11 protein-coding genes are annotated in these 11370 nt (G+C 66.3%); 6 read left to right on the top strand and 5 right to left on the bottom strand.

Going from position 1 to position 11370, the window contains the following annotated elements; all coding sequences use genetic code 11:
• Together V3B46_RS09770 and V3B46_RS09765 are read right to left on the bottom strand one after the other, a co-directional pair.
• The coding region (locus V3B46_RS09770) for a hypothetical protein (protein ID WP_329891812.1) at positions 1–206 on the bottom strand (206 nt) is incomplete at its 3' end.
• A gap of 9 nt (positions 207–215) precedes the next feature.
• Positions 216–677: a DUF6265 family protein gene (locus tag V3B46_RS09765; RefSeq protein WP_329891811.1), complete on the bottom strand. Its 462-nt coding sequence runs from the start codon at positions 675–677 to the stop codon at positions 216–218.
• A gap of 90 nt (positions 678–767) precedes the next feature.
• Here V3B46_RS09765 and V3B46_RS09760 point away from each other — a divergent pair, with 90 nt between their 5' ends.
• A complete protein-coding gene (locus V3B46_RS09760; RefSeq protein WP_329891810.1) occupies positions 768–1616 on the top strand; it encodes a helix-turn-helix domain-containing protein in 849 nt (282 codons plus the stop codon).
• Positions 1617–1635: 19 nt separating this feature from the next.
• Here V3B46_RS09760 and V3B46_RS09755 read toward each other — a convergent pair whose 3' ends face one another.
• Positions 1636–2115: a GNAT family N-acetyltransferase gene (locus V3B46_RS09755; protein WP_329891809.1), complete on the bottom strand. Its 480-nt coding sequence runs from the start codon at positions 2113–2115 to the stop codon at positions 1636–1638.
• 133 nt (positions 2116–2248) lie between these two features.
• Between V3B46_RS09755 and V3B46_RS09750 the strand changes: the two genes are divergently transcribed.
• Positions 2249–4444: a hypothetical protein gene (locus V3B46_RS09750; protein WP_329891808.1), complete on the top strand. Its 2196-nt coding sequence runs from the start codon at positions 2249–2251 to the stop codon at positions 4442–4444.
• 72 nt (positions 4445–4516) lie between these two features.
• Complete coding sequence (locus V3B46_RS09745; protein ID WP_329891807.1) at positions 4517–5002, top strand: TspO/MBR family protein; 486 nt, start codon at positions 4517–4519, stop codon at positions 5000–5002.
• 16 nt (positions 5003–5018) lie between these two features.
• Here V3B46_RS09745 and V3B46_RS09740 read toward each other — a convergent pair whose 3' ends face one another.
• Positions 5019–5312 (bottom strand): hypothetical protein, encoded by a 294-nt coding sequence (locus V3B46_RS09740; RefSeq protein WP_154263510.1) that lies wholly within the window; start codon positions 5310–5312, stop codon positions 5019–5021.
• 262 nt (positions 5313–5574) lie between these two features.
• On the opposite strand from V3B46_RS09740, the gene V3B46_RS09735 reads away from it, so the two are divergent.
• From V3B46_RS09735 to V3B46_RS09725, 3 genes are read left to right on the top strand one after another with little or no spacing between them, the layout of a single operon-like run.
• A complete protein-coding gene (locus tag V3B46_RS09735) occupies positions 5575–7812 on the top strand; it encodes an ATP-binding protein (protein ID WP_154263509.1) in 2238 nt (745 codons plus the stop codon).
• A complete protein-coding gene (locus tag V3B46_RS09730; protein ID WP_014037185.1) occupies positions 7809–8276 on the top strand; it encodes a response regulator in 468 nt (155 codons plus the stop codon). Before V3B46_RS09735 ends, V3B46_RS09730 begins: the two co-directional genes overlap by 4 nt.
• Entirely contained in the window at positions 8269–10668 is a 2400-nt protein-coding gene (locus V3B46_RS09725; RefSeq protein WP_329891806.1) for a response regulator, read from the top strand. The genes V3B46_RS09730 and V3B46_RS09725 overlap by 8 nt, the downstream gene beginning before the upstream one ends.
• 2 nt (positions 10669–10670) lie before the next feature.
• Here V3B46_RS09725 and V3B46_RS09720 read toward each other — a convergent pair whose 3' ends face one another.
• Positions 10671–11363, bottom strand: a complete 693-nt coding sequence (locus V3B46_RS09720; protein WP_329891815.1) for a Rossmann-fold NAD(P)-binding domain-containing protein — start codon at positions 11361–11363, stop codon at positions 10671–10673.
• Positions 11364–11370 lie beyond the last annotated feature (7 nt).

Below are 11370 nucleotides of genomic sequence, written 5' to 3'. Positions count from 1 at the left end.
TCATCCTTGGCCGGGGTGCCAGGTCGCAGGCAAGAGCCGAGCCAGAGGCCCAGCCATTGCCAAGCGGAGCCGACGAACGAGGACCAGCGCTGACCGAAGCGCCTGATACCATTTCGCATAATGTATATTATGTTCACAGCAGGATCGCCGCCCAAGCGACCGGAGCCTTCCCAGCCCTCAGATCCCAAAGCCTCACCTTGGGCCATCTTGCCCACTCAATCCCCACAACGACGATAGTCAAACGGAATCCGCAGGATCTTCCCATCATCTGCCGGACCGGAGATGCTCGCCTTCAGCGCAGTGCCATCACGCCGGTACTCGATGCGCTTCGGGAAGTCATGCTGCGGGTTCTCGAACACCACCCAGTTTTCGCCGTGGTCAGCAATGACGAATGTGGTTGGCGCCACGCCATTGGGCTGCACATGCAGGCCAGCCGCTTTGTCTGCAGGCACCAGGCGCATGTACTCGAATGACTCCATATCGCCGTGGCTCAGCGTGCGCGACACCCCAAGCAAAGCGCCGCCGGCCTCGGGCAGCCAGACCTCATCAAGCCTGCGCTCCTCGGTGCCGCCACACCAATGCCCGGCCAGCCAGTCGAACTCGGCCGGTGCAGCCATGGCCGCGCCGCTTCCCAACGCCAGGCCTGCGCCCAGCAACGCCACCTTCGACTTCAACATGCACAGACCTCCTGGATGGGTTGGCTGCAGGCTAGCGGCAGGGCCGCCAAGGGCGCTTGTAAAAATGCGCAGGATGGCGTCCGATGCCGCATGGACTACCGCGAGCACCCTGCCCCCGACGACCTGCGCCGTCATGTCCAGTGCCTCTGGTGGCTGCGGGACGAAGCCCCCGGCCATGACGTGCAGGTCATCTATCCCGATGGCCGCTGCGAGTTGCTGGCGGAACTGGGCGTGCCGCTGCATCTTCATGGGGCAGATGGCCGGATCCGCTCCGATCTGCCGTTCTGCTTCGCTGCACAGCAATGCGGCCCGATTCGTCTGCAGGCTGTCGGCCCGGTTTCCTGCATCGGCGTGCGCCTGCAGCCGGCCGCGAGCGCCTTGATTGCCGGCGTCCGCCTGCCCGGGCTTCGCGACCAGGCGCCGGACCTGTACACGCTGGATGCCATCTTTGCCGAGACCTTCAGCGCCGCCGCGCGGGCAAGTGCCGCCAGCGGAACGCCCGAGCCCCTCTGGCAGGTGCTGCGGGATCGTTGTGCCAGCTTCGGGCTGGACGAGCGCATCGAACTGGCCGTTGCGGAACTGGATGCAGCGGAAGGCGCTCTGCGCATCGCCGAACTGGCACGGCGGCTTGGCATGTCCCTGCGTGGCTTGCAGTCGCGTTTTCTGGCGGCCGTGGGCATGACCCCGAAAGAATATGCCCGGGTTTGCAGGCTGCAGGCTCTGTTGCACACGCTGGATGGAGAAGCCACCAGCATCGCCTCCGCTGCGGCGCGCCACGGTTACAGCGACCAGGCCCATGCCACGCATGACCTGGTGCGCTGGACCGGCGTCACGCCCGGCCGACTGGCCGACGCGCTGCGCGGCGATCGTGGCAGTAACGATGCACTGCGGCTGGCAGCGGCCTTCGTGCGTGGAAGCAGTGTCGCCCGCTCACCGTGAGCCCCTGCCCTGCGTCGTCCTACAGGAACCGGTGCATCACATACACGTCAACCAGCCCCAGCGCCCGATGCCGGAACGCCGCCGGTAGCGTCCCGACCACGGCGAAGTCCAGCTTCCGGTACAACTCAACCGCTGGCGCATTGGTGCTGACCACGTAGTTGAACTGCATGGCCAGGAACCCCTCCGATCTGGCCCGATCCAGGCTGTGTTGCACCAGCGCCCGCCCGACGCCACGCCCTTGCGTCAGCGGATCGACCACGTAGGTGGCACTGGCGACGTGCGCGCCCAGGTCCGGGAAGTTGGCACCCATCTTGTACATTCCGGCCACGCGCCCCTCCAGAACGGCCACAAAGGCCGGCTGCACCCCGAACCAGTGGCTCCGAAAGGTTCCGGCCTCGAAGGTGCCGGCGAACGGAAGCGAATCCTCCGTCGCAATGGCCGCCTTGAAAATCGCCCACATGGCGTCGAAGTCACCGGCGGTGGCAGCTCGGATCTCCATGCGATTCCCCGCGGTTCGGCATAGTGGGCAAGGCGGACACTAGCAGAATCCAGCACGTGCCCCGCACCCGCTTCACGCGCCACCGCCATCAGTTCCGCAATAGTTGAGCAAATCCCGGCCTCTAGAGCAGTACATGTCCCCCACTCCCGCGCGCACTCCACACCGGTTCCGCCGATGGCGCGTCGCTGGCTACGTTCTACTGGGCGTGTACGTTCTCTACCTGCTGGCCGGCAACATCTTCCTCAATACCCCGCTGTTCGACCAGGTCACCAACCGCAAGCCGCACAAGTTCGTGATGACGACCGGCCCGGCCATCACGCTGCTGCCGGGCCATGTGATTGCCTGGAACGTGCACATGCGCGGCCACGTCAACCACACCGTCTACGTGCTGCATGCCGAGCGTGCCAGCGCCCGATTGGCCGTGCTGCCCCTGTTCCGCCGCGAAGTGCGGGTCCCCCGATTGCAGGCCACTGGCGTGTCTGCCGAGATCAGCCGCGTCGAGGACGCCATTCCGTCGCCTCCGCGCAGCGACCAGGGCTGGACCCTGCGTTTCGACGCCATCCACAGCGACAGCATTCGCAGTACCCGGCTCGGCAAGCTGCTGATCATCGGCAAGGGCCAGGGCACGGTGGGGTTCCTCAAGCAACTGCGTGGCGGGCCGTCCGAGCTGTTCGATTCCGAGGTGTCGTTCAGCGCGGCAGACACCAGTTATGACGGCGTGCAGCTGCTGGGCGACATGGATCTGACCGCGCGCTTCAGCTATCCGCGCCACTATCGCGACCAGGCGCCCGGCCTGGCCAAGTTGAAGCTGCTGCATGCGCAACTTGAGGTGGATGCGCGCAGCCAGGGCCTGCGCATGGATACGGATGCGACATCGCCGAAGGTCTCCAGCGCGCCCGTGGCCGGACACCTGCAGCTGGCGCTCCACTTGATCGACGGCCAGCTGCAACCCGGTGACCATGCACTCTGGCAGGTACCGCTCTTCCTCGGCGATGGCGCGCCCGATCGCGGCGTGCTGGCCCTGCAGCTCAGTGTGGCCAACGACCTGCGCCTGCAGGCCCGCCTGCCGCCACGCCCGGATTCGGCCGCCGGCATCGATGCCGACCTGCACATCACCGGGCGCGAGATTCCATTCCAGCACCCTGCCCAGCTGCTGGAACGCAGCTCCGGTACCGTGCGTGGCGAATGGGCCTTCACCTCGCTCAACTGGATCCCTGCCCTGTTCGTGCGCAAGCCATGGCTGCAGCTCGATGGCGGCGGCACGCTGAAGGCGGATCTGCGCCTGCGCAATGGCGAACTGATCGAAGGCAGCACAGTGGACATTCCCTCGGCCGCAGCAGTGGCCGAAGTGGCCGGCGTGCGCCTGGCCGGCACGGCCAGCGCGCATGGCGAGCTGAAGGCAGGCAACCCCAACCAGGCACAGCTGGCCATCCGGCTGCCCCGCTTCACCGCGCGCCCCAGCGATGCGAAGGACGTACGGCTGTTCGACGGGCGCGACCTGGCCGTGGACCTCACCGGCGATGGACGCCTGCAGGAACTGCGCAAGGGCGTTCGCGCACGGTTGCGTTTCAGCGAGGCGACCATCCCTGACCTGGCCGCTTACAACCGCTACCTTGGCTCACAACAGGTGCGCCTGCTGCGTGGCACCGGCAGCCTCAGCGGCGACGCCACGCTCGACACCGATGGCCGCGTCGGCCACGGCACCGCGCGGCTGCTGGGCCGCAATGCCAGCGCCAAGGTGGCCGGCCTGGACATGGGCGGCGATGTCGACGTGAACGCGACGCTTCGCCGCGGGGACTTCAACCAGCGCCACTTCGATCTGTCCGGCACCACCGTGGAGCTGCGCAATGTGCAGGTGGCCGGCGCCGATTCCAGCAGCGCGTGGAAAGGCCGTGCTGTGTTCAAGCGGGGCCGCATCGACGCGCAGTCCCCGTTCCAGGTGGACGCCACCACCGATCTGACCCTGAGCGATGCACGCCCCCTGCTGGCGGTGTTCGCCAAACGCACCGACTACCCGCGCTGGACGCTGTCGCTGCTCGACTCCGGCCAGGTCGATGCACAGGCCACGCTGCGCTGGCGCCCGGGTCATCTGCTGATCGACGGCCTGAGGGCCGAGAATGATCGCCTGTCGGTACGTGCGCGGCTGGATCTTCTGGAGCAGCGCAAGCGTGGCGATCTCTACCTGCGCTGGGGGCTGCTGGGCGCCGGCATCGAGCTTGATGGCGAACAGCGCCAGTGGCATCTGGCCAAGGCGCGCGAATGGTTCGATCAGCGCCCTTCGCTGTTGCCGGGTGGGCAAAGTGGAAGCGCCGCGGGCTCTTCAGACTGATCGCCCCGGGGCTGCATCCATCTGCCGCCTCCGTTCGTATGAGCGGGTAAACGCAGGATGGAGCGGCACGGAATGAAGCGGCGTTCACAGGTTGCGGGTCTTCTGGGATGGGGCGTGGTCACGTTTGCGGCGGCGGCAGTCGGCGCCTGGGCATCGACCTCCGCAGCCAGCTTCTACGCCACCCTCGCCCTGCCTGCCTGGGCTCCGCCTGCCAGCGTGTTTGGTCCGGTGTGGAGCCTGCTCTACGCGATGATGGCCATTGCGGCGTGGCTGGTCTGGCGCGAACGTGGCTGGCGCAGCGCACAACCGGCGCTGACGCTCTATCTGCTGCAGCTGGCCGTCAATGCGCTATGGAGCTGGCTGTTCTTCGGCTGGAAGCTGGGCGCGCTCGCCTTCGTTGACATCCTGGTACTGATCACGCTGGTGTGCGCAACAACCGTTGCATTCGCCCGCATCCACCGCGGCGCGGCGGTGATGCTGCTGCCTTATCTGGCCTGGATATCGTTCGCCTCGGCGCTGAACTTCGCGGTGTGGCGTGCCAATCCCGGGCTGCTGTGACCCCGTATCAGCAACCTCAGGCCTGTGCGACGCGCTGCGGCTGCCATGCACGCAGCAACGCCGGCTTGAACGCCTGCTGGCCACAACCTGTGGGGCACCGCACCACCCGTGCGGCGGTGTGGCTGACCAGTCCCTGCCCCTCCTCGGCCTTGAACACCGTTTCGCAGCTCATGCACCGCGCAACCAGCGAGTACAGGTGGAGCAGGCGACCACTGCCCGGGTCCTGCAGCACATCCACGTCCAGAAGTTCAAACTGGCAGCTGTCGGCAAGCATGTGGTATGGGGTTGAAGGCAAGGTCTGCAGGTTCACAGGGCGTGGTCACTCAGGAATGTGCGTTCACCCTAGGCAAGTCGGTGTCGAGCGCACGTGCAGCGCGCATGTACCTTTCGCGAAACATGCAAATGCTGTTGTAAGGTCCAGATGAATAATTCAGGTTTGAATGAAACGTTCTTCACGCGCACGTGCTGGTAGGCGAATGCACGATTTTGCTTCACCATCCTCGCCTACCGGATGCGCCCGGATGCGCCGCTGGGCCATTCCAGCCATCCACGAATCATGAGTCCCGCCCTTGATGCCTTCTGCCGAGTCCACGCACGACACTGCCCAGTCCCGTTGTGCGCGCGAACCGATCCACACTCCTGGTGCCATCCAGCCATACGGCGTGCTTCTGGTAGTGGAGCCACAGTCACTGCGGGTGCGTGAGCGCGCCATCGGCCAGCCAGGGCTGCTGCAGCAGTTCGGCGAGCCTTTGACGCAGCATGTCAGCGAGGTGCTCGGCGGCGTGCTGGCGCCTTTCCAGGCGCTGTTCCAGCAGGCCACGGTGGGCAGCAGCGCCCATGTCGGCGCTGTGCACCTGGACGGCCACGGCCGGCATCAGCTGCTGCTGCATCGCTCCGCCACCGATCTGCTGATCGAGCTGGAGGCACCGGTTCCCGGGCAACCTGGTTCGCTGGAAGAACTGTATCCGTCCATCCGCGAACTGATGACCGGCATCGAGTCCGCCAGCACCGTGGAAGATCTGTGCCAGCTGGCGGCCGCGCACATGCGCCGGCTGACCGGCTTCGATCGCACCCTGGTCTACCAGTTCGATGCCGGCTGGAACGGTATCGTGGTCGCGGAGGATGGCAACGGCCTGTTGCCGTCCTACCTGGACCTGCGCTTCCCCGAATCGGACATCCCGGCCCAGGCCCGCGAGCTGTACCGGCGCAACCGGGTACGCCTGATCGCGGACAACAACTACACCCCTGCCCCGCTGACGCGCAGCGAGGAGTATCGCGATGCACCGGCCACTGACCTGAGCCTGGCCGTGCTGCGCAGCGTTTCGCCGGTGCACCTGCAGTACATGCGCAACATGGGCACCGGCGCGTCGATGTCGGTCTCGCTTGTGCATGAAGGCCAGCTGTGGGGCCTGGTGTCCTGCCACACGGTGCAGCCGCGCCGCCTGCCCTACCACGTTCGCACCGCCTGTGAGTTCATGGGCCAGATCCTGTCGCTGCAGATCGCGCTGAAGGAGCGCGCACGTGCCATCGAAGAGCGCGTGGCGCGCCGCTCGGTGCTGGTCAAGCTGCTGGCACGCATGGCCGGCGACGAGGATTTCATGGCTGCGCTGCGCCACGATGAAGCCAGCCTGCTGTCGCTGACCGGCGCGGCAGGCGCCGCCATCGTGCACAAGGGCGACTGCATGCGCGTGGGCCAGTGCCCGCCCGCAACCGACGTGTTGGCACTGGCCGATTGGCTGGCCGCACAGCAGGCCGGGCAGGAAACGTACTGCAGTGACCATCTGGCAGCCGACTGGGCGCCCGGTGCGCGCCTGTCCGACGTGGCCAGCGGCGTACTGGCGGTGTCCATCTCGCAGCTGCACGACAGCTACCTGATGTGGTTCCGACCGGAGGTGGTGCGTACCGTGCGCTGGGGCGGCGATCCACGCAAGACCGCAGCACCCGACGTAGCACTTTCGCCGCGCAGCTCCTTCGAGGCCTGGAAGGAAATCGTTCAGCAGCGCAGCCTGCCGTGGAACGACGCCGACCGCGATGCCGCCCTCGAGATGCGCACCGCCATCGTCGACATCGTGCTGCGCAAGGCCGAGGAAATGGCCGAGCTCAACGAGCAGCTGATCCGCAGTAACAAGGAACTCGAAGCGTTTTCCTATTCGGTCAGCCACGACCTGCGCGCGCCCTTCCGCCACATCGTCGGTTACTCGGAGCTGCTGGGCAGCTCGGCCGGCGAACGCCTCAACGACACCGAGCGCCGCTTCCTGGATACGATCGTGGAGTCGGCCAAATCTGCCGGAACGCTGGTGGATGACCTGCTCAGCTTCTCGCAGATGGGCCGTTCCACGCTCGGCCGGGTGCGGCTGGACATGGCGGCTCTGGCCGAGGATGTCCGGAGGAGCCTGGCGCTGGACTACGCAGGACGCGACGTGCAGTGGACGCTTGCACCGCTGCCGGAGGTCGAGGCCGACCCGACGATGCTGCGCCTGGTCTGGCAGAACCTGCTGGCCAACGCGATCAAGTTCACCCGCGAGCGCGACCAGGCAGTGATAGAGATCGGTCACGAGCGCAACGTCGACGAAGACCATTTCTTCGTACGCGACAACGGCTGCGGCTTCGACATGCGCTACGTGGACAAGCTGTTCGGCGTGTTCCAGCGCCTGCATCACGTCGAGGAATTCGAAGGCACGGGCATCGGCCTGGCCAATGTCCGCCGCATCATCGGCCGTCATGGCGGCCGCACCTGGGCCGAGGGCGAGCCAGGCAAGGGCGCCACGATCCATTTCACCCTACCCCGTTCCACAGGAGATCACCCATGAGGGACCTGCGGCCGATCCTCTTGGTAGAGGACAGCCCCAAGGATGCAGAGCTGACGCTGGCGGCACTGTCGCGTTGCCAGTTGCTGAACGATGTCATCCATGTACGTGACGGCGCCGAAGCGCTCGATTACCTGCGCTGCGAAGGCAAATTCGCCGGCGCCAACCACGGCGGCCCGGTGGTGGTGCTGCTTGACCTGAAGCTGCCCAAGGTGAACGGCCTGGAGGTACTGGAGCAGGTCCGTGGCGATTCGAACCTGAGCAGCACACCGGTGGTGATGCTGACCTCCTCCCGCGAAGAACAGGATCTGGTGCGCAGTTACGAACTGGGCGTCAACGCATTCGTGGTCAAGCCAGTGGACTTCAAGGAGTTCTTCGACGCTATCCAGGGACTGGGCATGTTCTGGGGCATCACCAACCAGCCACCGCCGCATCGCCCCAACGGCTCGGGGCAGCACAATGCGTGATGGATCGCGCCGCAGCGAGCGCCTGCGCATCCTCATGCTGGAGGACAGCGCGCTTGATGCGGAATTGATCACCGCACAACTGCAGCGGGCTGGCCTCGACTTCGAGGCCGAGCGCCTATGGACACGCAATGCCTTCATCGAGGCGATCGAGAATCGCGCCTTCGATGTGATCCTGGCCGATCACGTGCTGCCCGGATTCGATGGCGACGCCGCGCTGGCGCTGGCGCGCGAGCGGATCCCGCAGACGCCCTTCATCTTCGTCTCCGGCACGCTCACCGAGGAGCTGGCGGTACAGGCCCTGACCCGTGGCGCACGCGATTACGTGGTCAAGCAGCGCCTGCAACGCCTGCCGGATGCGATTCGCCGCGCCCGCCAGGAGGCGCACGAGCGCACCCAGCTGGCTCACGCGCAGGCCGCCCTGAATGACAGCCAGGCCCAGCTGCAGCAGGTGACCGATGCCGTGCCGGCACTGATCGCCCAGCTCGATAAGGAGCATCGCTACCGTTTCGCCAACAAGGCCTTCCTGGACTGGCATGGGGTCAGCCTGGCCGAGCTGCTGGGCCGCACGGCGCGCGATGTCAGCGGCATTTCCGCGTTTGAACACGCCCTGCCCAGCATCGAACGGGTGCTGCAGGGCGAGCGCACTCGCTTCCAGGTGGAACTGGCCCACCGCAGCGGTGAATCGCGCTTCGTGCAAATGGACTGCGTACCGGAGCGAGGCGCCGATGGCGCCGTGGTGGGCTACATCTGCCTGGGCAGCGACGTCTCCGGGCTGAAGCAGGCCGAGCTCGCCTTGCGCGAAGACAACCAACTGCTTGAACGGCAGGTGCAGGCGCGCACCGCCGAACTGCGGGCCAGCAAGCGACGCTTGCAGGCCATTTTCGAATCCAGTTTCCAGCATCAGGTGCTGCTGGACCTGGATGGCCGCGTGGTTGACGCCAATGTCGCGTCGTTGGCTGCCGTACTGGCCGACAAGCCCGACGTTGTGGGCCAACGCTATGGGCAATCGTTGTGGTTCGCCACCAGCGGCGACGCCGGCACCCTGGTGGATCAGGCCGTTGCCGCTGCCGCGAACGGGCACAGCTCGCTGCATGCACTGGATCTGGAGCTGCCCACCGGCCGCCGCAGCTACGATTTCTCGTTCCGTCCGCTGCTGGATGCCGAAGGCGCAGTGACGGCGGTGGTATCGGAGGCAGTGGAAACCACTGCCCGCCTGCAGGCCGAGCATGCGCTGCGCCAGTCACAGAAGATCGAAGCGGTGGGCCAGCTCACCGGCGGCATCGCCCACGATTTCAACAACATCCTGACGGTGATTTCCGGCAATGTCGAACATGCCATGCTGCTCAGCGAACGTGCCGGCGAGCCGGGCGCCATGGTCAGCCGTGCATTGGACAATGCCCTCAAGGGCGTGGGCCGTGCCGCCAGCCTGACCCAGCGCCTGCTGGCATTTGCCCGGCGCCAGCCGCTGCACAGCCAGGCTGCCAATCTCAACGACCGGCTGCTGGACATGCATGACATGCTGCAGCGTGCGCTGGGTGAGCTGGTGCAGCTGGAAATCCGCGCCGCCGAGGACGTCTGGTGCGTCGAGATCGACGTCAGCCAGCTGGAGGCCTCCGTACTGAACCTGGCCGTCAACGCCCGCGATGCCATGCCCCATGGCGGCCGGCTGGTGATCGAGGTGGACAACAGCCATCTCGACCACGACTACGCCGCCCTGTTCCCCGATGCAGCCCCTGGCGAATACGTGATGCTGCGGGTCCGCGACAACGGCCACGGCATGGATGCGGCCACCCTCGCGCGCGTGTTCGAGCCGTTCTTCACCACCAAGCAGGTTGGCCGCGGCACCGGGCTTGGCCTGTCCATGGTGCATGGCTTCGTCAAGCAATCCGGCGGCCATGTGCTGATCGACTCGGTGGAAGGCGGCGGCACCAGCATCACCATGATGTTCCCGCGTTCGACACTGGCCCTGCCCTGCGAGACCAGCGCACCACAGACCGGCCTGGCCGGTTACGCACCACGCGAGGAGACCATCCTGGTGGCCGAGGACAATGACGATGTCCGCGCCCACACGGTGGATGCGCTGCGGCTGCTCGGGTACCGCGTGCTGGAAGCCCACGACGGCCCCTCCGCACTGCGGCTGCTGGAACGCCCCGACACCAAGGTGGATCTGTTGTTCTCGGACGTGGTGATGCCCGGCATGTCGGGTTGGGAGCTGGTGCGTGAAGTGCGGGAACGCTGGCCGGAAGTCTCCGTGCTGTTCACTTCGGGCTATCCACGCGACCACGACCAGGTGGGCAGCCAGGGACGCGCCGTTTCATTGCTGCCAAAGCCGTTTACCCGCAGTGATCTTGCAGCGGCGGTACGCACCGCGCTGGGGGCGACGCCGCACTGAGGTCAGGACGCCGGATCGCGCGTGCCAGCGGCGATCCGGTTGATGTCCGCGCACTCCACCGTGGCCGGCGGATGCTCCCTGCAGGCGAGCGCAATCATCGCCTGGCCCAGGGCCAGATTGCTGGTCATCAACGAAGGCGCAATTGCACCTGCCAGCTTCATCAACGGCGCGCCGCCCCAGTACAAGGGCTTCAACAGGGCATGACGGGTGCCGGTTCCCGCGACCGGCGTGACGCCACCCGGGCGCAGCATCACCGAGCGCATCGGCAGGGCCTGCAAAGCAACCTCGGCCTCGCCTTTGACCCTCAGCGGCATCAGCCGGCTTCGAGGGTCCGCACCCGCACCGGATACATACAGAAAGCATCCGTCGGGATTCGCAGCCGCCCAGGCACGGGCTACCGCCAGTGTGGTGTCCACGGTAACGCGTCGGTACTCGGCCTCGGCGGTGCCCACCGGCGGAGCGCCGGCGCAGTAGAAGCATGCATCGAACCCGGCCAGGTCCTCCACCCGATCCAGGATACGCAGAAAGTCCGGCACGATCAGCTCGCTGCCGGTGCCGCTCAGACTACCCGGGTGGCGGACCAGCGCGGTCAGGCGGGAGACCTGCGGTGAGCGCTGGCAGGCCAACACCACACCCTGCCCGACCAGGCCTGCTGCACCGGTCAACAGAATCCGTAATGCACCTGTCTCGACCATCATCGCA

It is taken from the genome of Stenotrophomonas sp. SMYL11 (assembly GCF_036320005.1).
GTDB classification, from domain to species: domain Bacteria; phylum Pseudomonadota; class Gammaproteobacteria; order Xanthomonadales; family Xanthomonadaceae; genus Stenotrophomonas; species Stenotrophomonas maltophilia_A.
The sequence above is the reverse complement of the archived record's forward strand: the minus strand, read 5'-3'. Positions and strand labels throughout refer to the sequence as shown.

Coding starts and splice junctions, on each gene's coding strand:
- V3B46_RS09765 (WP_329891811.1), bottom strand. CDS start 677: ATGTTGAAGTCGAAGGTGGCGTTGCTGGGCGCAGGCCTGGCGTTGGGA.
- V3B46_RS09760 (WP_329891810.1), top strand. CDS start 768: ATGGACTACCGCGAGCACCCTGCCCCCGACGACCTGCGCCGTCATGTC.
- V3B46_RS09755 (WP_329891809.1), bottom strand. CDS start 2,115: ATGGAGATCCGAGCTGCCACCGCCGGTGACTTCGACGCCATGTGGGCG.
- V3B46_RS09750 (WP_329891808.1), top strand. CDS start 2,249: ATGTCCCCCACTCCCGCGCGCACTCCACACCGGTTCCGCCGATGGCGC.
- V3B46_RS09745 (WP_329891807.1), top strand. CDS start 4,517: ATGAAGCGGCGTTCACAGGTTGCGGGTCTTCTGGGATGGGGCGTGGTC.
- V3B46_RS09735 (WP_154263509.1), top strand. CDS start 5,575: ATGCCTTCTGCCGAGTCCACGCACGACACTGCCCAGTCCCGTTGTGCG.
- V3B46_RS09730 (WP_014037185.1), top strand. CDS start 7,809: ATGAGGGACCTGCGGCCGATCCTCTTGGTAGAGGACAGCCCCAAGGAT.
- V3B46_RS09725 (WP_329891806.1), top strand. CDS start 8,269: ATGCGTGATGGATCGCGCCGCAGCGAGCGCCTGCGCATCCTCATGCTG.
- V3B46_RS09720 (WP_329891815.1), bottom strand. CDS start 11,363: ATGGTCGAGACAGGTGCATTACGGATTCTGTTGACCGGTGCAGCAGGC.